Source organism: Lentzea guizhouensis (genome assembly GCF_001701025.1).
GTDB classification, from domain to species: domain Bacteria; phylum Actinomycetota; class Actinomycetes; order Mycobacteriales; family Pseudonocardiaceae; genus Lentzea; species Lentzea guizhouensis.
In genome coordinates this window covers 9,776,023-9,797,233 of the sequence record NZ_CP016793.1, presented here as the reverse complement: position 1 = coordinate 9,797,233, position 21,211 = coordinate 9,776,023, and the positions used below count along the sequence as shown (strand labels likewise).

General features: G+C 70.3%; 16 protein-coding genes. 11 read left to right on the top strand and 5 right to left on the bottom strand.

Going from position 1 to position 21,211, the window contains the following annotated elements; translation table 11 throughout:
• Positions 1–16: 16 nt before the first annotated feature.
• Genes BBK82_RS46470 through BBK82_RS46460 form a run of 3 tightly spaced genes read left to right on the top strand, consistent with a single transcriptional unit; the run spans position 17 to position 6,350 of the window.
• Positions 17–3,973, top strand: coding sequence for a DUF4082 domain-containing protein (locus BBK82_RS46470; protein ID WP_237047962.1), 3,957 nt, complete (start codon positions 17–19; stop codon positions 3,971–3,973).
• A 17-nt stretch (positions 3,974–3,990) separates the two neighbouring features.
• Complete coding sequence (locus tag BBK82_RS46465) at positions 3,991–5,148, top strand: glycosyltransferase (protein ID WP_065920604.1); 1,158 nt, start codon at positions 3,991–3,993, stop codon at positions 5,146–5,148.
• Between the two features lie 29 nt (positions 5,149–5,177).
• Positions 5,178–6,350, top strand: coding sequence for a glycosyltransferase family 4 protein (locus BBK82_RS46460; protein ID WP_237047961.1), 1,173 nt, complete (start codon positions 5,178–5,180; stop codon positions 6,348–6,350).
• Positions 6,351–6,482: 132 nt separating this feature from the next.
• Here the strand turns inward: BBK82_RS46460 and BBK82_RS46455 are convergent, their stop codons facing one another.
• Entirely contained in the window at positions 6,483–7,946 is a 1,464-nt protein-coding gene (locus BBK82_RS46455) for an oligosaccharide flippase family protein (protein WP_065920603.1), read from the bottom strand.
• Positions 7,947–8,158: 212 nt separating this feature from the next.
• Here BBK82_RS46455 and BBK82_RS46450 point away from each other — a divergent pair, with 212 nt between their 5' ends.
• Positions 8,159–9,139: a right-handed parallel beta-helix repeat-containing protein gene (locus BBK82_RS46450; protein WP_065920602.1), complete on the top strand. Its 981-nt coding sequence runs from the start codon at positions 8,159–8,161 to the stop codon at positions 9,137–9,139.
• A gap of 35 nt (positions 9,140–9,174) precedes the next feature.
• Here BBK82_RS46450 and BBK82_RS46445 read toward each other — a convergent pair whose 3' ends face one another.
• Positions 9,175–10,566, bottom strand: a complete 1,392-nt coding sequence (locus tag BBK82_RS46445) for an O-antigen ligase family protein (RefSeq protein ID WP_065920601.1) — start codon at positions 10,564–10,566, stop codon at positions 9,175–9,177.
• A 4-nt stretch (positions 10,567–10,570) separates the two neighbouring features.
• Positions 10,571–11,341, bottom strand: coding sequence for a GumC domain-containing protein (locus BBK82_RS46440; protein WP_065920600.1), 771 nt, complete (start codon positions 11,339–11,341; stop codon positions 10,571–10,573).
• Positions 11,342–11,510: 169 nt separating this feature from the next.
• Here BBK82_RS46440 and BBK82_RS46435 point away from each other — a divergent pair, with 169 nt between their 5' ends.
• Genes BBK82_RS46435 through BBK82_RS46425 form a run of 3 tightly spaced genes read left to right on the top strand, consistent with a single transcriptional unit; the run spans position 11,511 to position 14,817 of the window.
• On the top strand, positions 11,511–12,563 hold the full coding sequence (locus BBK82_RS46435) for a glycosyltransferase family 4 protein (RefSeq protein WP_237047960.1): 1,053 nt from the start codon (positions 11,511–11,513) through the stop codon (positions 12,561–12,563).
• 26 nt (positions 12,564–12,589) lie between these two features.
• Positions 12,590–13,843, top strand: a complete 1,254-nt coding sequence (locus tag BBK82_RS46430; RefSeq protein ID WP_065920598.1) for an MFS transporter — start codon at positions 12,590–12,592, stop codon at positions 13,841–13,843.
• Positions 13,840–14,817, top strand: coding sequence for a TolB-like translocation protein (locus BBK82_RS46425; RefSeq protein ID WP_065920597.1), 978 nt, complete (start codon positions 13,840–13,842; stop codon positions 14,815–14,817). Before BBK82_RS46430 ends, BBK82_RS46425 begins: the two co-directional genes overlap by 4 nt.
• Positions 14,818–14,821: 4 nt before the next feature.
• On the opposite strand, the gene BBK82_RS46420 is transcribed toward BBK82_RS46425, so the two are convergent.
• Positions 14,822–15,538: a polysaccharide deacetylase family protein gene (locus tag BBK82_RS46420; RefSeq protein WP_065920596.1), complete on the bottom strand. Its 717-nt coding sequence runs from the start codon at positions 15,536–15,538 to the stop codon at positions 14,822–14,824.
• A 44-nt stretch (positions 15,539–15,582) separates the two neighbouring features.
• Between BBK82_RS46420 and BBK82_RS46415 the strand changes: the two genes are divergently transcribed.
• The 4 genes from BBK82_RS46415 to BBK82_RS46400 all read left to right on the top strand — a co-directional run bounded on the left by BBK82_RS46415 (position 15,583) and on the right by BBK82_RS46400 (position 20,046).
• Positions 15,583–16,533, top strand: a complete 951-nt coding sequence (locus BBK82_RS46415) for a glycosyltransferase family 2 protein (RefSeq protein ID WP_071812823.1) — start codon at positions 15,583–15,585, stop codon at positions 16,531–16,533.
• Positions 16,530–17,357, top strand: a complete 828-nt coding sequence (locus BBK82_RS46410; protein ID WP_071812822.1) for a glycosyltransferase — start codon at positions 16,530–16,532, stop codon at positions 17,355–17,357. The genes BBK82_RS46415 and BBK82_RS46410 overlap by 4 nt, the downstream gene beginning before the upstream one ends.
• A 65-nt stretch (positions 17,358–17,422) precedes the next feature.
• The gene (locus tag BBK82_RS46405) at positions 17,423–18,751 is read left to right on the top strand and encodes a glycosyltransferase family 4 protein (RefSeq protein ID WP_065920595.1); all 1,329 of its coding nucleotides are present in this window, start codon (positions 17,423–17,425) and stop codon (positions 18,749–18,751) included.
• Complete coding sequence (locus BBK82_RS46400; protein ID WP_065921913.1) at positions 18,751–20,046, top strand: UDP-glucose dehydrogenase family protein; 1,296 nt, start codon at positions 18,751–18,753, stop codon at positions 20,044–20,046. The genes BBK82_RS46405 and BBK82_RS46400 overlap by 1 nt, the downstream gene beginning before the upstream one ends.
• A 392-nt stretch (positions 20,047–20,438) precedes the next feature.
• On the opposite strand, the gene BBK82_RS46395 is transcribed toward BBK82_RS46400, so the two are convergent.
• Positions 20,439–21,206, bottom strand: coding sequence for an enoyl-CoA hydratase/isomerase family protein (locus BBK82_RS46395; RefSeq protein ID WP_065920594.1), 768 nt, complete (start codon positions 21,204–21,206; stop codon positions 20,439–20,441).
• Positions 21,207–21,211: the final 5 nt, after the last annotated feature.

Sequence of the window (21,211 nt, the reverse complement as noted above, 5' to 3'; positions counted from 1 at the left end):
TGCGAAAGTGACAGCCGTGGCTGTGCTCGCTGCCGCGGTCGTCGTGCCGGCGGCGGTACTCGCTCCGGCCGCGCATGCGGCGCCGTGTGACGCACCGGTGGTGAACAAGGTCGCGTGCGAGAACACCAAAGCCGGCAACGCCAACTGGTCGTTGAACTCGCTCGACGACTCGATCGTCGGCTACACGACCGACATCAGCTCGACGCCCGGCGGCCAGGTCCACTTCAAGGTCAAGACCGACGCGTCGTCCTACCGGCTCGACATCTTCCGGCTCGGCTACTACGGCGGCGCCGGTGCCAGGCTGGTCAAGCAGCTCAACCGCACCACGCCGCAGAACCAGCCGGTCAACTGCCTCACCGACTCGGCGACCGCGCTCGTCGACTGCGGCAACTGGGCCGTCTCGCTCACCTGGGACGTGCCCGCTGACACCGTGTCCGGCCTGTACTACGCCGTGCTGCACCGCAACGACACCGGTGGCGAGAACGAGATCGCGTTCGTCATCCGCGACGACTCGAGCCAGTCGAAGATCTTCTTCCAGACCTCGGACGCCACCTGGCACGCCTACAACCGCTACGGCGGCAACAGCCTCTACTACGGCACCGGCCCCGGCGACGCCGGCTCGGCCTACGCGGTGAGCTACAACCGCCCGGTCGCGAACACCGGTGACGAGAACTTCATCTTCAACGCCGAAGTGCCGATGCTGACGTGGCTCGAGAAGAACGGCTACGACGTCAGCTACACCACCAACGCCGACACCGCCCGGCGCGGCAACCTGATCCTCAACCACAAGGTGTTCATGGCCGTCGGCCACGACGAGTACTGGTCCAGGGAACAGCGCACCGCCGTGGAGAACGCCCGCGCCGCCGGCGTGCACCTGGCGTTCATGACCGGCAACGAGGTCTTCTGGAAGCACCGCTGGGCACCGAGCCTCGGCTCCTCGCCGGTGGACCACCGCACCGTGGTGACCTACAAGGAGACCAAGGCCAACGCCAAGATCGACCCGAGTCCCGAGTGGACCGGCACCTGGCGCGACCCGCGGTTCACCAGCTCGCCCAACGGCGCGAACCCGGAGAACGCCCTGCTGGGCCAGATCTTCACCGTCAACGGCCGCCGCGACGACTCGCTGGCCGTGCCCGCCGCGTACGGCAAGATGCGGCTGTGGCGTCACACCCCGCTCGCGTCCATGACGACCGGCAGCTACTCCTTCAAGCCCGGCACCCTGGGCTACGAGTGGGACTCGGTGGAGGACAACGGCTTCCAGCCGGCCGGCGTCGCGCAGCTCTCGCGCACGACCGTCACGATGGACGGCCAGTACGTCCTGCAGAACCACGGTGACCGCTACGCGAGCGGCACGAAGACGCACGCGTTGACGCTCTACAAGCACGCGTCCGGTGCGCTGGTCTTCGGCGCCGGCACCGTGCAGTGGGCGTGGGGCCTGGACGACGAGCACGCGTTCCGCACCGACGAGCCGACCTCGGACGTCCGGATCAAGCAGGCGACGGTGAACCTGCTGGCCGACATGGGCGTCCAGCCGACCACGATCGAGTCCGGTCTCACCGCCGCGAGCGCCAGCACCGACACCGCACCGCCGTCGGTCGCGTTCGGCACCACGAACTCGCCGACCGTCGGCACCGGCTACAGCTTCAACGGCACCGTGATCGACTCGTCCGGCCGCGTCGCGGGCGTCGAGGTCTCGGTGGACAACGGCAGCACCTGGCACCCGGCCAACTGGACCGCGGGAACGGCGTCCTGGAGCTACACCCACACGTTCTCCAGCGCCGGCGCCGTCACGCTCAAGGTCCGCGCGGTCGACGACTCGGCGAACCTGTCGGCAGAGGTGAACCGCGCCGTCACGGTGCTCGCCCGCGACTGCCCGTGCACCATCTGGACCGAGAACGCCACCCCGGCCGTGCCGTCGACCAACGACGGCGGCGCCATCGAGCTCGGCGTGAAGTTCCAGTCCAGTGTGAACGGTTACGTCCGCGGTGTCCGGTTCTACAAGGGCACCGGCAACACCGGCGTGCACACCGGTTCGCTGTGGTCGGCCACCGGCACGCGCCTCGCCACCGGCACGTTCACCGCCGAGACGGCGACCGGCTGGCAGACGCTGACCTTCCCGACCGCCGTGCAGATCTCGGCCGGCACCACCTACGTCGCGTCGTACTTCGCGCCCAACGGCCACTACGCCGGTGACGCGGACTACTTCACGAGCTCGGCGGTGGGCCTGGAACCGCTGTCGGCGCCCAAGGGTGTCTCCGGCAACCCGAACGGCGTGTTCCGCGGCGGGTCGTCGGGCTTCCCGACCGACAGCTACCGCAACGCCAACTACTGGGTCGACCCGATCTTCGCGCTCGACCCCGGTCCGGACACCCGTGCCCCCGGCACGCTGTCGACCGACCCGCTGAACAACCAGGGCAGCGTCTCGCTCACCCCGGCGGTCAGCATCACCTTCGACGAGCCGGTGACGCCGAGCTCGGCGCAGATCCTGGTCAACGGTCCGAACGGCGGTGTGTCCGGCACGATCTCGGTGGCGGCCAACGGCATGAAGGCCACCTTCACGCCGAACAACCCGCTGGCGCCGGGCACGACGTACGACGTGTCCGGGAGGGCGACCGACCTGTCCGGCAACACGCCGAGCCCGACGCTGTGGTCGTTCACCACCGGCAACCCGCGCGGCGCCACGTGCCCGTGCACGGTGTGGGACGACTTCGCCGCCCCCGCCGTCAACGCGGTGAGCGACACCGCGGCGGTCGAGGTGGGCACCAAGGTCCGCTTCGACGGACGTGGCCAGGTGCTGGGTGTCCGGTTCTACAAGGGCTTCGGCAACTCCGGCACGCACACCGGCTCGCTGTGGTCGTCGTCCGGGCAGCGGCTCGCGACGGGCACCTTCAGCGGTGAGTCGACGAGTGGCTGGCAGACGCTGACGTTCACCCAGCCGGTCGAGGTGCAGGCGAACACCACCTACGTGGTCTCGTACTACGCCCCGAACGGCCGCTACTCCGCGACCGGCGGCAGCTTCAACTCCAGCCACGACTACAACTCGTTGCACGCGTTGAAGTCCGGCGCGGACGGCCCGAACGGCGTCTACCGCTACGGCGCCGGCGGCGGGTTCCCGACCAGCACCTACAACTCGACCAACTACTGGGTCGACGTGATCTGGCGCAACGGTGCGAACGGCGACAGCACCCCGCCCACCGTGACCGGCCGGACGCCGGCGCCGGGAGCCACCGGTGTCGCGCTGAACACGACGGTCTCGGCGACGTTCAGCGAGCCGGTCGACGTGAGCTCCGCGCAGCTCTCGCTCAAGGACCCCGGTGCCGCCGGCACCTCCGGTGCGTTCAGCATCTCCGGTGACGGCAGGACCGTGACGTGGACACCGGATGCGCCGCTCGCGCCGGGTACCCAGTACGCGGCCGAGATGCGGATCTCCGACGTCAACGGCAACGCCATGACCGGCCCGGCCACGTGGTCGTTCACGACGACCTCGACGGCCACCTGCCCGTGCTCGCTGTTCAGCGCCGCCGCGTTGCCCGCGGTGACGTCGTCCAACGACACCAACGCCTACGAGCTGGGCGTGCGGTTCACCGCGGCGGTCAACGGCCACGTGTCGGGCGTCAAGTTCTACAAGGGAGCGGGCAACACCGGCACCCACACCGGTTCCCTGTGGGCGTCGAACGGCACGCGCCTCGCGACGGGCACGTTCGTGAACGAGACGGCGACCGGCTGGCAGACGCTCGTGTTCGACACCCCGGTGCCGATCACCGCCGGCCAGACGTACGTGGCCTCGTACACGACGACCACGGGCCGCTACTCGGCCGACGCCGGGTACTTCAACCGGTCGGCGGTCAGCAGTCCGCCGCTGGCTGCGGCAGCATCTCCGAACGGTGTGTTCCGCGGCGGCTCCGGCTTCCCCGGCGACACCTTCGGCGGTGCGAACTACTGGGTGGACGTCGTGTTCACCCCGGGAAGCTGACACAGGAGTTGATCTGAGTGACGCCACGACCGCTGGTCGTGCTGTTCTCGGGAGTGACGTGGGACGGCGTTCGGGGCTCCGAACGCCAGCTCACCGAAGCTCTCACGGCCTACGCGGACGTGCTGTGGGTGGACCCGCCGGTCTCGCCCGTGACGCCCCAGCGGTACCGGGGCATCGGCAGCACCCGCCGGTCGTGGCGTCCCTCGGTGCGTGAGGCGCTCCCCGGCGTCACGCGCCTGACCCCCGTCGCGCTGCCGGGCCTCACCAGGCCCGGCATCCGCGCGACCACCTGGCCGCTGGTGCGGGCCCAGGTCCGCAGGTACCTGCCGCGCCAGCCGGTCGCCGTCATCGCGTGCTCGTTCGACGACGTGCTCGGCCGCTGGGACGCGCTGAATGTGCTGTACGGCACCGACGACTGGGTCTCCGGTGCCGCGTTGATGAACCTGGACGCCTCCCGGCTGCGCGCCGAGGAGAAGGCCGCGCTGGCCCGCACGGACGTGGTGCTCGCGGTGACGCCGGAGCTGGCCGCGCGGTGGCGGGAGCACGGCGTGGATCCCGTGGTGGTGCCGAACGGGTGCGACACGGCGGCCTACCGCTGCATCGAGGACGTGGAACCGGCGCCGTTGCCGGACGGGTTTCCCGCCGAGGTCGCCGGCGTGGTCGGCCAGCTGACCGACCGGATCGACATCCGGTACCTGGAAGCGGTGGCGGACACCGGGATCGGGCTGCTGCTGGTCGGTCCGCGTGACCCTGCCTGGGAACCCGAGCGGTTCCCGGCGCTCGTCGCCCGCCCCAACGTCCACCATCCGGGTGCGGTTCCGTTCAGCGAGCTGCCGAAGTGGTTGCGGCGCATGGACGTCGGGCTCACCCCGTACGCGGACACGGCGTTCAACCGCGCCTCGTTCCCGTTGAAGACCCTGGAGTACCTCGCCGCCGGACGTGCGGTCGTCGGCAGTGAGCTGCCCGCGACCCTCCGGCTCGCGCGGGAGTCGGACGACGTCGTGGCGGTCGAGGATCCCGCCGAGTTCGCCCGCGCGGTGCTGGCCGTGGTCAGGGCCCCGCAGGATCCTGTGCGCCGGCGGGGTTTCGCCGAGCAGCACTCGTGGCAGGCCCGTGCGGCGGTGGTGGCGGAGGCCATCGGCCTGCACGTGGTGGAGAACTCTCACCAGAGGTGAAGATGCGGGTTGTCGTCTACCCCCACAGCATGGAGCTGGGGGGCTCCCAGCTGAACGCGATCCAGCTCGCCGCGGCGGTGCGCGACCGCGGGCACGAGGTGGTCGTGCTGTCCGAACCGGGGGAGCTGGTGCCGCTCGTGGCCGAACAGGGGCTCGAGCACGTCGAGATCCCGTTGCGGCGCAAGCGCCCCGACCGCCGGGTGGTGTCGGCGGTCAGCCGGCTGGTGCGTTCGCGCGGCATCGACGTCGTGCACGGCTACGAGTGGCCGCCGGCGTTCGAGGCGTTGTACGGCGTGGGCATCCGGCGCACGGCCGCGCCGATCGCGACGGTGATGTCGATGTCGGTCGTGCCGTTCTTCCCGCGGTCGATCCCGTTGATCGTCGGCACCGAGCAGATCCGCCAGGAGGCCGTGGCGGCCGGGCACCACCGGGTGACGCTGCTGGAGCCGCCGGTCGACACCGACGGGGACAGCCCCGAGGTGTCCGACGGAGGGTTCCGGGCCCGGCACGGGCTCACTGACGCGCCGCTGGTCGTCGCGGTGTCGCGGCTCGTGGCCGACCTGAAGCTGCCGGGTCTGCTCGCCGCGTGTGACGCGGTGGCCGAGCTCGACGACGCCCAGCTGGTCATCGTCGGCGACGGTCCGGCCCGCGAGGAGATCGCCGAGCGCGCGGAGAAGGCCAACGCGCGCGCCGGCCGTCGTGCGGTCGTGCTGACCGGTCAGCTCGCCGATCCCCGGCCCGCGTACGCCGCCGCGGACATCGCGGTCGGCATGGGCGGTTCGGCGTTGCGCGCGCTGTCGTTCGGCAAGCCGTTGGTGGTGCTCGGCCTGGACGGCTTCAGCGAGCTGGTCACGCGGGAGAGCCTGCCGCGGTTCCTGTCCGGCGGCTGGTGGGGCTTCGGCGGTGACGGCGTCCCATCGCTCACGGCTTCGTTGCGCCGACTCGTCGAGTCACCCGGGCTGCGCGCCGAGCTGGGCGAGTTCGGCCGCAAGCTCGTGGTCGACCGCTTCAGCCTGCGCCGCGCCGCCGAACTCCAGGAACAGGAGTACGAGATCGCCGCCCGGCTCTCCGGCACCGACCTGCTGGACGTCGTGCGCTCCACCGTCGGCCTCGCCACCTACAAGGTCCGCCGCAAGCTGTCCCGCCTCCGCGGCCGCGTCGCCGTCGACGACGCCAACGCCGCCGCCACCGCCCGCCGCTGACGCATCTGCGAGTACTGCCAACCCAAGATCAAATCGCCGCTGACCACACCCAACACGTTCGCTGGATGCCGAACATGCCGGGTGTGGTCAGCGGGCTGTTGATCATGAGTTGGTGGTACTTGCAGATGCCGCTCAGCCGAGGTGTTTGACGAGGTGGCGGAGGGGCCAGACGGTGGCCAGGTAGACGGCGCCGCCCAGGGTGGCGCCGAGGAGGAGCTGGATCGCCGACGGGTCGGTGAGCCAGCGGACGGCGAGGACCACGGCGGTCATCAGAGCGCAGCCGACCACCGGGCGGGCGATCGCCGCGAGCAGCACGCGCAGGCGCACGCCCGTGCGGGTCACGGCGATCGTGTAGGCCGGCAGGACCAGGACCACCGCGATCAGCGCGTGCATCGCCGACACCCCGCGGATGCCGTCCCACATCGCTCCGAACGGCAGCAACGCCACCAGCACGACCAGCCACCCCGCCTGCAGCCACATCGTGCGGCTCGGCAGGCCCAGGGCGACCAGGTAGTCGTAGGCGAGCTCGGTGACCACCCGCACGACCCCGAGCACCACCAGGAACTGCAGCGCGGCCGCGGACCCGGCCCAGTTGTGGCCGTAGAGCGTCGTCACCGTGGGCAACGCCAGCAGGCCGAGGAGCGCGCACACCGGCAGCGCGCTGGCCATCAGCAACGTGGTGAAGCGGGCCAGCAGGGCCTCGCGCTGCTCCCGGTCGTCCTGCACGCGGGCGAACGCGGCGAGCGACACCCGGCGGATCACCACCGAGAACATGTTGACCGGCCAGCTCGACAGGTTGAACGCCTGCAGGTACAGGCCCAGCGCCACCGCCCCGAGCAGCGAGCCGGTGATGACGAAGTGCACGTTCAGCATCGCGAACACCAGCAGGCTCGCCCCGGCCAGCGGCAGGCCGAACGCCATCAGCTCGCGCGCCTGCTTCCGGTCGAAACCGGGCCGCGGCCACAGCGCGACGAGCCGGAACAGCAGGATCGCCGACAGCGCGTTGCCGACCAGCCGGCCCCACGCGAGGCTCCACGCCCCGTGGTCGGCCAGCGCCAGCGCGACGGTCACACCGGTCGTGAGCACCAGGTTCGACATGTCGACCACGAGCCGGGTGCCCTGGCGGAACTCGCGGTTGGTGAACTGCGCGGCCGCCGCCGTGGCGCCGTCGATCAACACCGACAGGCACAGCAGCCGCACGACCCCGGTCGCGTCGGGCGCGCCGAGCGCCTCGGAGAACGCGGGCGCGGCGAACCAGCACAGCGCGTAGAGCAGGCCGCTCGACGCGATGGAGATCGTCGTGACGGTCGGCGCGATCTGTCTCGGGTCGCCGGGCCAGCGCACCAGTGCGAGGCTGACACCGAGCTCGTTGATCGCGAGCAGAGCACCGAGAGCCACCAGCGCGACCGCGAAGACACCGAAGTCCTCCGGCACCAGAACCCGCGCCAGGAGGATTCCTGTGAGCAGCGTTCCAATTTTGCCGAACACCGTGTTCAAGAAGCTCAACCCGAGCGCCCGGCGGATCTTTCCGCTCGGTGTGGATTTCGGCAGGTGGTCGGCGTCTTTTATGGTGGTGGTCGGGTCTTCGCCGGTCATGACCTCTCCCCGCGGGCCGGTCGATCAATTTTTTCTATGGCTCGCCAAATTCGTTGCGGGGGTTTGGCAACCGCCGAGCCATGGGGTAAGAAGTGCCGTGCTGCCGCGAGGTCGCGGTTGGACGGACGTGAGTGACATTGGTCGGTGTCCGCCGTGTACTGCACAATGATCACACGAAGGATTTCTTCATGAGAACTGCCCGTGATAGGGCTGTGACCAGTGGGAACAATGGTCGGCCGGCACGGTTCTCCGTTGTTCTGCTGATCGCGGCCGCGCTGGCGCTGGCCGGCTGCAAGTCCGGAGCGGACGCGAAGGAGGGCGATCCCACCAGTGCGGTACCGACGTCCACCGAGACGTCGTCGTCGGCCCCGGCCAGTTCCAGCAGCGCCGCCCCCAGCAGCACCTCGTCGTCGGTCGCGCCGCCGCTGCCGACCACCACCAAGCCCAAGCCCCCGTCGACCCCCACGCCACCGGTCGCGGGTGGCTGGCCGGGCCCGAACAACACCGGCTGGGCGCACACCGGCGTCAAGCTCGCCGCACTCGCCTGCAAGGGCGGCGAGTACCTGATCGACAAGCCCGGCACGGTCGTCGACGGCAAGCAGATCCCGTGCTCGGTCCGCGTGACCGCCGACGACGTCAAGATCACCCGCAGCCAGGTCAAGGCGACCGGTCAGTGGGGCGTCTACCTGGTCGACAAGAACGCCAGGCTCACCCTGCAGGACGTCGAGATCGTGGGTTCGGACGCGTGCGAGTACGGCGTCGGCTTCGAGGACGTCACCTCGGTCCGCATCAACGTGAGCGGCTGCTCCGACGGCGTCAAGATGGAACGCAACGCGAGCCTGATCGACTCCTGGATCCACGACCTGAGCAAGGGCCCCGGCGACCACAACGACGGCGTCCAGATCACCGGTGGCTCCAACATCACCATCCGGCACAGCAAGATCGAGAACCCGAACAACCAGACGTCGGCGATCCTCGTCGGCGGCGAGTTCGGCTCCCCGTCGAACATCCTGATCGAGAACAACTTCCTCAACGGCGGCAACTACACGATCTACCTCGACCCCAAGGGCACCAACCGGGTCATCCGCGACAACGTCTTCACCAGGAGCCACGTCTACGGCCCGGCCAGGCTCGACGGCCAGGTCGAGTGGGTGAACAACACCTACGAGGACGGCGCGGCCGTCAAGGGCTGACGCCCCCGGCGGTTCCGCGGCCACCGCGGCAGCGTTCACGACGACGTCCCCTCCCGCACCACCGGTGCAGGGGACGTCGTCGTGTGCGGCACGGGAGCGCTCGGGAACACCGGCGGAGCCACCATCGTCGCCGCGGCGGCCTTCTGCATCCTCAGCAACGCCCCGGCACACCCGATCAGCACGAACATCAGCCCGCTCGCGATCTTGAACGCGAACGTGTCGTACGTGGCGCTGGACACCCCGAGCATCGCGATGCAGGCGAGCAACGACTGGCACAGGTCCCGCACGTGCGGGTCCGTGCTCATCCGCCGGGCCGCCGCGGCCGCGTAGATGCCGGCGAGGAACAGGAACAGGAACGCCAGCATCCCGACGACCCCGTTCTCCACCAGCGACCCGAGGTACTGGTTGTCGATCGGCCCGTACCGCGTCGGCAGGTAGGTGCCGAACCCGCGGCCCAGCCACAGGTTCTGCTCGATCGTCGCCTCGGTGCTCGCGTAGTCGTCGGTGCGGCCCTGGATGCTCGGGTCGTTGGAGATGTTGCGGAACAGGCTCAGCAACGTGCCCACGAGCCCTGGGACGAACGCGCGCAGCACCACCAGGAAGCCCAGCGCCGCGATGATCGTGCGCAGCTGCTGCTTCGCGGGCCACGTCGGCAGCAGGATGATCCCGGCGACCAGCAGGCCCAGGATCGCCGAGCGCGACAGCGACACCACGGCGCCCATCGCGAGCATCAGCACGCAGAACCACCAGCGGCGGCTGGGCTGCTTGCGCTTGCTGGCGCGGAACGCGTAGTGCGCGGCCAGCGGCACCGCGAGACCGCACACCACGCCGAACTCGATGGGGTGCCCGGCCGTGCCACCGGGACGGCGGAATGCGGCGCGGGCGAGCACTGCTTCACCGGTGCCGACCGAGCGCAGGCCCGGCACCATCGCCATGTACTTGGTGAGGTCGAAGCCGGTGAAGAACTGCGTCATGCCGATGACCGCCATGACCGTGCAGGCGATCACCACGAACTTCAGCACCTTGTCGAGGCGGTCGAGGGTGCGGACGCCGTCGATGATCAGCAGGCCCGCCGCCATCAGCGAGACGATCGTGACGAAGCTCAGGTCGGCCGACTTCAGCTCCTCGTACGGCATGTGCCGCAGCGTCACGTACCCGTAGGTGGCGATCTGCGACGACGCGAAGAGGAAGATCGCGGTGCGGACGCCGCTGCGGCCCTTGGCCATGCCGAGGTTGTCGACCATCTGCGCGCACAGCCAGCACATGCCGAGGCCGAAGCCCAGCAGCATGGACGGGCGGATGTCGAGCGGGATGCCGGCGAGCACCAGCCGGGACGGCACCAGCACCAGCACGGCGATGTAGACCACCGACAGGGTGGCGCCGTCCGTGCGGGTGAGGGTGCGCGGGTAGGTCGGCGTTCTCGTCATCGGCTCAGCCCGGCCGGGCGATGCGCACCGTCGGGTTCGCCTCGTTGGACATCTTGTGGTGCTGGGGCGCGGCCGGTGTCGCGCGGCGCTCACCCTCGTCGGACGGCCACTTCGGCTCGTCCGGCTTCTTCGCGTCCGGCCTGCGGACCTCGGGCTTCTTGCGGCGCAGCATGAAGCTCTCGATCATGTACGCCGACGTGAGACTCGCCGCGAGGCCCAGCGCGAGTGCCGCGCCCGCCGCCCGCAGCTTGCCGCCGACGAGCTGGGCGGCCTCGGTCGGTGCGACGACGGTCTCGACGTTGATGAACGTCGACTCCGGCGCGCCGAGTTTGCGTTGCCGCTCAACGAGTTCCTGGCTCAGCCGCTTGAACGCGTTGTCAACGGTGGCGCGGGCGGCCTCCGGCGTCGGGGCCTTGCAGACCACCTGGACGAACGGGCCGCGCAGGCCGCCGTCGCCCGCCTCGCACTCGATGTTCGGGTTGTTCTGGGTCAGCTGCGCGTAGACGGCCGGGTCGAGCAGGACCTGGGTCAGCAGCTGCGCGGTGGTCGTGAGGCTCGCGTCGAACGCCAGCAGCGGGTTGATGATCCCGGACGGCTTCGACGGGTCGAGCGTGGCGCCCGCCTTGGGCACCGTCAGCAGGTCCGTGCCGGTCGACTCGTACTCCGGCGGCACCGATGCGAACACGACGCCGGCTCCACCGAGGGACAGCAACAGCACGGGCAGAGCGACGTACCACCGGCGGAGGAGGACCTTGATGGTCTTCCAGAAATCCATGCTCACCTCAAGTCGCGGGGCAGTCGCCTGTACGAAACGGTAATCGCGTGGCCCGGGCTCCCCGTTACCCGCGGCTATCGTGTGCCCCATGCGCCTCGGATTCGCCTGCGCGTGGGACCCGCGTCCGGAAGGGACGTGGTCGCACACGCCGTGGAACCTCAGAAACGCCTTGCGTGAGCGTATCGAGGTCGTCGACGTCGGATTGATCTACCCCAGCGCGGTCCGCACGGCGCTCAAGGCCGCCAACGCGCGCCGGGTCGAGGGCCGCTGGGTGTCGATGTGGAAGCACTCCAGGCTCGCACGCCGGTACGGGGAGGTGAGCCTGGACCGCAGCCTGCGCGCGAACCCGTGCGACGTCGTGCTGCAGATCCAGGACCTGGCACCTGTCAGCGCGCCGTTCCTGATCCTGCAGGACCTCAGCTACGACGTGTTGTTCGAGCACATGGACGAAAATGGGCGGCTTGTCCATTTCCCGTCGCTCGACCGGAGTGCCCTGGAACGCCTTCGGGACCGCCAGCGCGGGATGTACGAACGCGCTTCCGGTGTCGTGGCGATGAGCCGGTGGTTCGCCGACCACCTGGTGAACGTCTCGGGTGTGCCGCGTGAACGCGTGCACGTCGTGAACCCCGGCGCGTCGGCCGCGTGGACCGGCCAGGAGGTGCCCGCCGAGGTGCGGCAGCGCCGGATCGACGGACCACGGCGGCGGCTTCTGCTGGTCGGCAAGGACTTCTTCACCAAGAACGGCCCGCAGGTCCTCGCCGCGGTCGCGCAGCTGCGGGCCGAGGTCGACCCCGCGATCACCCTCACCGTGGTCGGCCCGGCCGAGTGGCCGGTGCCGGGGGAGGTCCCGCCGGGCGTGACGTTCCTCGGCCGCCAGCCCATCGACGCGATGGCCGGCATCTACGACGACCACGACGTGTTCGTCATGCCGTCACGCTTCGAAGGCTTCGGCATCGCGCTGGTCGAGGCGTTGGCCCGCGGCCTGCCGTGCGTGGCCCGCAAGGCCTTCGCCATGCCGGAGATCGTGGAACACGGCCGTAACGGTGCTCTGGTAGCGACCGATGACCCATCAGAGCTGGCTGGCGCTATCGCACGCCTGCTCGCGGACGACACCGTGTTCACTCGAACGGCCGCCGACGCGGCTGCCGTTCGCGGGCACTACTCGTGGGAACGCGCAGCTGACGAGGTTGTCGCGGTCGCGAGGCAGGTGGTCCGCACCTAGGCCCCGCAGCGGAGGAGAGACGCTCGATGTACCTGGCCTCCGCGCGCACCAAGCCGGTCGAGGCGACCGGCGGTACCGGGGTCACCGGGAAGGTGCCCGGCACGGTCGTCGCCCTGGGCACTGTGAGCCTTCTCACCGACGTGTCCGCGGAGATGGTCACCGCGTTCATGCCGGTTTACGTGCTCTACGTCCTGCAGCTCGGATATGTCCAGTTCGGACTGCTCGACGGTTTGTACAGCGGTGCCACCGTTCTTCTCCGGCTGGTGGGCGGCCACCTGGGTGACCGCCTGGGCAAGTACCGCGCGGTGGCACTGGCGGGGTACGGGATCTCGGCACTGTCCAAACTGCTCTTCCCGTTCGCCGGCGCGTCGACGGCCGCGATCGGTGCCGTCGTGGCCACGGACCGGGCGGGCAAGGGCCTGCGCACGGCGCCGCGCGACGCGCTGATCTCGCTGGCCACGCCGAGCTCCGGGCTGGGCAGGGCGTTCGGCCTGCACCGGGCGATGGACACGTTCGGCGCGATGCTCGGGCCGCTGGTCACGTTCCTCATCATGATCCAGCTCGGCGCCGATCCCAGCCTGGTGTTCGGCGTGAGCTTCTGCTTCGCGCTGCTCGGGGTGATCGTGCTGGTCACGTTCGTGCCCGGCCCGCCGCGCACGGCCGTCGCCGCCCCGCGGCCGAAGATCAGGTGGCGTGATGGTCTGCACCTGTTGCGCGCGAGGAAGTTCCGCGGCGCCACGCTCGCGGCCACCGTGCTCGGGTTCGCCACGATCAGCGACGCGTTCATCTTCGTGGTGCTGCAGAAGACCGCCGGGGTGCCGACGAGCCTGCTGCCGTTGCTGCCGCTGGGCACCGCGCTCGTGTTCCTGCTCGCCGCGCTGCCGCTGGGCCGGGTGGCGGACAGGGTCGGGCGCTGGCGGATGTTCGCCGTCGGGCACGTGGCGTTGCTGGGCGTGTACACGCTGCTCGTCCTCGGCGGGCGCGGCATTCCGGTCGTGTGCCTGGTCCTGGTGCTGCACGGCCTCTTCTACGCGGCTACCGACGGTGTGCTGATGGCGCACGGAGCGGAGCTGGTGCCCGAGTCGATCAGAGCCAGCGGGCTCGCGATCCTGCAGACCGGCCAGGCCATCGCCCGGCTGCTGTCGTCCGTCCTCTTCGGAGTGTTGTTGACCTTCCTGGAGATGCGCTGGGCCGTGCTGGTCGCCGCCGTCGCGCTCGTCGTCGCGCTGGTGGCCGCGCTGGCCCTCACCGTCCGCGGTCGCACGGAGGTGCCGGCGTGAACGTGCTCGCCCGCCACCGCGTCGCGGCCGGCATCACGGCCATCGTGCTCGTCCTGCTCGGCGGCGGTGGCTTCGTCGCCTGGACCGTGGCCCAGCGCGACTCGGCCCAGGCCACCGCGACACCGCCGGAACGAGGCGGGCTGCTGTTCGTCGACCTGGAGAGCTACCAGGGCCAGGTCGAGCAGGTGGCGCTGGACGAGCCCGGCAAGCGCACCCCGACCGCACTGAAGTGCCAGCGGGTCTACGTGGCCGCCGGAACCACCGTGTGCCTGCGGCTCGCCGGCATCGGGCCCTCGTACGAGGCCGCCGTGCTCGACGCCCAGAACCAGGTGGTCCGCACGGTCGCGTTGCCCGGCACGCCGAGCAGGGCGCGGGTCTCGCAGTCCGGCAAGGTCATCTCGTGGACGACGTTCGTCACCGGTGACTCCTATTCCGTGCCGGGCGGGTTCTCCACGCGGACCGGCGTGCTGGACCTGAACACCGGCACGCTCGTCGAGTCGCTGGAGACGTTCAGCTCGACCGTCGGTGGCCAGGTCATGACCGCCGCGGACATCAACTACTGGGGCGTCACGGTCGCCAAGGACGACCGCACGTTCTACGCGACGATGGCCACCGCCGGGCGGACCTGGCTGATGAAGGGCGATCTGGTCACGCGCACGATGGCCGACGTCCGGCAGACCGCGGAATGCCCGTCGCTCTCACCCGACGGCACCAAGGTGGCCTACAAGAAGCGCACCTCGCGCACCGGGCCGTGGCGGCTCGCGGTGACGGACCTGGGCACCGGAAGCGAGACCGTCATCGAGGGCACGACCGGCGTTGACGACCAGGCCGCGTGGCTGGACGACGGCACTCTCGTCTACGCCGCGACGAACGGCGACGAGAAGCGCTCGTCGATCTACAAGGTGCCCGCGGACGGGACTTCGGCACCGCAGGTGCTGATCACTTCGGCGGCCTCACCGGTCCCCGTGCACTGAGCTGTCAGGCCCGGAACCAGGCCCGCTTCACCGTCTTGCCGTGCGCGAGCGCGTCCCGCAGCGACACGCCGGTCAGCCCTCGCTCGGCCAGGCCCGCGCAGACCAGCCGGGCGAGCTCACCCCGGTCGAACGTCGGCGCCGGCCCGTCGTCGACCCCGTCCTCCGGTCCCGCGTACCCGTCGTGCATCAGCACGACCGATCCACTGTGGACCTCCGCGAGCGTCCGTTCGGCGAGCACGGCCGCCGGGCGCTCCTCCCAGTCGAACGCCGCCACGTCCCACACCACCGACTCCATGCCGGCGGCCCGGATCGCCGCGTAGGTCGACGGCTTCTGTGCGCCATAAGGGGGACGGAACCAGTGCACCTCGGTGCCCAGCAGGTCCTCCAGGCGGTGTTTGCCGTCCGCCGTGCGGAGGCGCACCTGCTGTGGAGCGAGTGTGGTGAGACGCACGTGGTCGACGCCGTGCAGCGCGATCTCGTGGCCGGCCGCCTGCACCTCGCGCAGCAACGCCGGGTGCTTGCGCGCACGGTTCACGAGCACGAAGAACGTTGCCGTGCAACCGGAGTCCGCCAAGGACTCCAGCACCCGTTCGGTCGCGCCCGGCTGTGGCCCGTCGTCATAGGTCAGCACCACGTGCGGTTGCTGCGAAGAGACCTGCCGCACTGATCCGATCGGAGCAGTGAGCGGCAGGACGGCGCGCCGGGCGAGGCGACGGATCATGCCGTCACTGTAACGACACCAAGGGGGTCCTCGATCCAGATGACATGACGAGTGGCTCCGACCTGGTGAGTCTGTCGATCTTGATGGTGTCCTACAACGCCGCCGACCACCTCGAAGCCACGTTGCGCTCGCTGCAGGGGTCTGCCGCGCCGTCGGACCCGTTCGAGGTCCTGGTGACGGACAACGGTTCCGCGGACGGCGCGGCCGAGGTGGCCGAGCGGTTGCTGGGCACCGGCGCGGTCGAACGCATGAACCGCAACACCGGCTTCGGCTTCGCGGTCAACCGCACGGCGAAACGCGCCAGGGGCGACTACTTCCTGTTGCTCAACCCGGACGCGCACCCGAGGCCCGGCGCCATCGACGCGGCACTGGCGGTGCTGCGCGCGCGGCCACGCACGGGCATCGTCGGCGGACGGTGCGTCACACCGGACGGTGAGCTGGACCCGCGCAGCTGCTTCGGCCGCATCACGGCGTGGAGCCTGACGAGCAGCATGCTCGGCCTGTCCAGCGTCTTCCGCGGCTCCGCGTTCTTCGACCCCGAGTCGCTCGGCGGCTGGCAGCGCGACGACCAGCGACCGGTCGACGTCATCAGCGGCGGGTTCCTGCTGATCTCCCGCGAGACCTGGGAACGGCTCGGCGGGTTCGACGAGACCTACCTCATCTACGGCGAGGACCAGGACCTCTGCCTGCGTGCGGCCGCGCTGGGCTTCTCGCCGTGCATCGCCCCGGCGGCGGAGTTCGAGCACGCCGTGGGCGCCTCCTCGACGCACCGGGTGAACCGCGACGTGCTGGTGCTCACCGGACGGGCGACGGTCGTGCAGGGCCACGTGAAGCAGCGGCGCTACGGGCTCTTCGCGCTGCGGGCCGGTGTCGCGCTGCGGGCGCTGGCCGAACGGTTGCTGCGCAAGGGACCGCGCTGGAGCGAGGTGTGGCGCCGGCGGGCGGAATGGGCCGGCGGCTGGGGTGCCAGGCCCGACGCGATGAGGTCCGCATGACGCCGCCGGTCGCCGGTGTGGTGATCCCGGCGCACAACGAGGAACGCGGCATCGCACGGTGCCTGTCCTTGCTGGGCCCCGACTTCGACGTCGTCGTCGTGGCCAACGCGTGCACCGACGCCACCGCCGAGGTCGCCCGTGCGGCGGGCGTGAAGGTCGTGGAGACGCCGGTGCCGGGGAAGGTGCACGCGCTCGCGCTGGGTGACGAGGTGTGCGCCACGTTCCCGCGGGTGTACCTGGACGCGGACGTGGACCTGACGGCGGAGTCGTTGCGCGCCATGGTGTCCGAGCTCACCGCCGACGACACGCTGCTGGCCTGCGCGCCGGTGCCGGAGCTCGACCTGACCGGCTGCTCGCGGGTCGCGGCGGGGTTCCACCGCACGATCGCGCGGCTGCTCGCGCAGCGCCGCGGCCTGTCGGGCACGGGCGCGTACATGGTGACCGAACGCGGCCACGCCCGGATCTTTCCCATGCCCGCGATAGTCAACGACGACGGCTACGTCCAGCGCAGGTTCTCGTTGGGGGAGAAGAGCACCGTCCCCTCGGCGCGCGCGGTCGTGCGGCCGGCCAGGACGATGTCCGCGCTGGTCCGCCGCCGGGCCCGCGTCCGGCTGGGCAACCAGCAGCTGGACGCACTCGGCGTCACCGGGCACGAACCGCCGCTCGCGCTGGGACAGCTGCGCGCGTTGGTCCGGTCGCGTGAGGTGACGCGGCCGGACGCGGTGTGCTTCCTCGCGGTGCTCGCCGTGGAGAAGGTGCTCGCCCGCTGGCGCCGGCTCACCGGCGTGACCGCCGAGTGGTCGAGCGACCGCACCACGAGGTAACGCACACCCGTTGGTGGAACGACTTAGTGAGCGTTGGCCCGGTTCCCCGGTGAGAGGTCTTAGCTGTGAGCGCACCGCACGTGTTGATCATCGTGCAGAACCTGCCGGTGCCACTGGATCGGCGGGTGTGGCTCGAGTGCCGTGCGCTGACCGCGGCCGGCTACGAGGTCTCGGTCATCTGCCCCAAGGGACCGGGTGACCCCGCATACCAGCTGCTCGACGGGGTGCACATCTACAAGTACGCCACGCCGCCGCAGGCCGAGGGCGCGCTGGGCTACGCCTGGGAGTTCCTGTACTGCTGGGTGCGCACCGCGTTGCTGAGCGTGAAGGTGCGGGCGCGCCGGCCGTTCGACGTGATGCAGGCGTGCAACCCGCCGGACACCTACTGGGCGCTCGCGCTGCTGTGGCGGCTCGGCGGCGTGAAGTTCGTCTTCGACCACCACGACCTCAACCCCGAGGTCTTCCTGTCCCGCTTCGGCGAGCCGGCCGGGTTCGCGGGCAAGCTGCAGTACCGGGTCTTGAAGTGGCTGGAGCGCCGCACGTTCCGCACGGCGAACCGGGTGACCTCGACCAACACCTCGTACCAGAAGATCGCCTGGACGCGCGGTGACGTGCCCGTGGAGCACACCACGGTCGTCCGCTCGGGCCCGGACACGACGGTCATGCGGCCGGTCGAGGGCGTGGACGAGCTGCGCCGCGGTGGCAAGCATCTGGTGGCCTACCTCGGCATCATGGGCCCGCAGGACGGTGTGGACGGCGTGCTGGAGGTCGCGCGGCGGGTCGTGTTCGACCACGGCCGCAGCGATGTCCGCTTCGCCCTGCTCGGCTTCGGTGACTGCCTGGAGGACCTGAAGAAGCAGTCCACGGCGTGGGGCCTCGACCCGTACGTCGAGTTCACCGGCCGGGTCGGTCCCGAGCAGATCACCCGCTACCTGTCGACGGCCGCCGTGGGCCTCGGCCCGGACCCGCTGTCGCCGCTGAACGACGTGTCCACCATGAACAAGACGATGGAGTACATGGCCTACGCGTTGCCGGTGCTGTCCTACCGGCTGACCGAGACCGTGGTCTCGGCCGGTGAGTGCGCCGTCTACGTCGAGCCGGGTGACGTGGAGAAGTTCACGACGTCGCTGCTCGACCTGCTCGACGACGCGGAACGGCGCGCGCGGCTCGGCTTCGAGGGCCGCCGCCGCTGCGAGGCCGTGCTGGACTGGCGCCCGCAGGCTGAGGCGTACGTCTCGGTCTTCGACGGACTCACCGGATTTGTGTCGCGCGGACCGTTCCCGGACGGTAGACCTGAACTGGCCGCCGGCACCGACCAGTGGGGCAACAAGATGATCGACGTGAGCGACGACGCCGTTCTCCGCGCGTTCGCCGTGAACCGAACGGGAGAATGATGTTCGTCAGAAGGATCGCCGTCGTCGGCACCGGCTACGTCGGCCTGACCACGGGCGCGTGTCTCGCGTCACTGGGGCACCGCGTGGTGTGCGCGGACGTCGACGAGGCGAAGGTCGACCGGCTCTCGCGCGGCGAGGTCGACATCCTCGAACCGGGCCTCGCTGACCTGGTGAGCGGCGGCCTGGCCTCGGGCAGGCTCTCGTTCGTCGTCGGCGCGTCGGCCGCGGTCGCCGACGCCGAGGTCGTGTTCCTCTGCGTGCCGACGCCGATGGGCGTGGGCGGCATCGCCGACCTGCAGGCCGTGGAGTCCGTTGTGGACGAGACCCGCGACCTGCTGCCGTCGGGCTGCGTGATCGTGAACAAGTCGACCGTGCCCGTGGGCACCGCCGTGCGCACCGCGGAGCTGTTGCGCCGCGACGACGTGGCCGTCGTGTCGAACCCGGAGTTCCTCCGCGAGGGCTCCGCCGTGCACGACTTCCTGAACCCGGACCGCATCGTCGTCGGCTGCGACCAGCAGGACGCCGCCGAGCGCGTGGCGGCCCTGTACGCCCGCCTGGGCGCACCGACTGTGCTGACCGACGCGGCCTCGGCCGAGCTGGTCAAGTACGCGGCGAACTGCTTCCTGGCCATGAAGCTCTCCTACGTCAACGCGGTCGCGGAGCTGTGCGAGCGGCTCGGCGCCAACATCACCGACGTCACCGAGGGCATGGGCTACGACAAGCGCATCGGCCAGTCGTTCCTCTCGCCCGGCCCCGGCTGGGGCGGCTCGTGCCTGCCCAAGGACACGCACGCGATGCTCCAGGCCGCCGACGCCGCCGACTTCGAGTTCCGCCTGCTGCGCGCCACGATCGACACCAACGAACGCCAGCGCACCCGGATGGTCGAGAAGGTCCGCCTGGCCGTCACCGGCAAGCGCGGCGGCTCGCTCTCGCACGTCCGCCTCGGGCTGCTGGGGCTCACGTTCAAGGCGGGCACGGACGACCTGCGCGACTCGCCGGCGCTGGCGGTGGCGGCGCTGCTGAAGCAGGCCGGAGCTGAGCTCGTGGGGTACGACCCGGCGCTGGCCGGGGGCACGGACCTGGGGTCGGTGTCCGTTGTGGACGACGCTTATCAGGCGGCGAAGGACGTGGACGCGCTTGTGGTGCTGACCGAGTGGCCGGACTTCCGCTCGCTGGACTGGGCTCGGTTGGCTGAGACCGTCCGGCAGCCGGTGGTTGTGGACACGCGGAACATCCTGGATCCGGATGTCATTCGGCGGGCGGGGTTCACGTGCACGTCGTTGGGGCGGCCCTGAGGGGGCACCGGCGTGCGCTGTGCCGAACCTGGCGGTTCGGGTGTTGCTGGGGCTCCGCCCCAGACCCCGACACTCCCAAAGAAGCCCTCCACCTCCGCCACTCTCAGGTAGATGGCACGCCTGTTGCTTAGAGCGGCTGCCGGTTGCGTTGGTGGTTGCGTTGCGGTGGTGGCTCCCCCGTCCAGCGATCCAGAGCGAGCCAGACCTCGGAGGGGATGTCAACCGGGCCAAAAGCGGGCCCGGTTGACATCCCCTCCGAGGCCCGGCAAACGATTGGAGCGCTAGACGGGGAAGCCACCACCGCCGCGCTTCGCGCGAAGAGCTTTTGGTCTCGCCTTGCGTCGGGGGCTTTTCGTCTCGCCTTCGGCTCGATCAGAAGCGGCGCTGGGCGGCTAGCGGCCGGTGAAGGTGGCCTTGCCCGGGCCGTCGGTCAGGAAGCTGTGCACGGCCCTGGGGAGGTCCTCCGTGTCGAACAGTGCGGAGGCGATGGTGGTGACGTGTGCGTCTGCTTCTGGGGTGCCGCCGTGTTCGAAGTGGGCCAGGACCTGCTTGGTGGCCGCGTGGGCCTGGGTGGGGCCGGTGGCCAGGGTGAGGGCGAACTGTTCTGCGGCCAGTGCGAAGCCCTCGTCGGGGAGGACGCGGTTGACGACGTTCCAGCGCTCCATGACCTCGGCGGGGTAGAGGTCGCCGGTCATCACGAACTCCTTGGCGCGGCCGACTCCGGCGCGGGCGGCGAGGCGTTGGGTGCCGCCCATGGTGGGGGTCAGGCCCACCACCTTTTCGACGAGGCCGAAGCGGGCCGTTTCGGAGGCGAGGATCAGGTCGCAGGCCAGTGCCAGTTCGAACGCCCAGGTGAGGCAGAGGGAGTGGGCGGCGAAGACGGTGGGGATGGGGAGGGCGGCCAGGCGTTGGGGGAGGAGCATCATGCGGTCGAAGAGGGTTTGGGCGTCGGCGCGGTACTCCTGGGCCGCGAAGAGGGAGACGTCGACGCCGCCGGAGACGACCTTGCCCGCTGCGTTGATGAGCAGGGCGCGGGAGTCGGACAGGTCGTCGAGGGCGTCGTGGAACTCGGCGTCGAGTTCCAGGGTGTAGAGGTTGAGCGGGGGTGCGTCGATCGTGATGATCGCGAGCTCCTGCTGACGGGTCAGGTGGATCTTCACAGGTG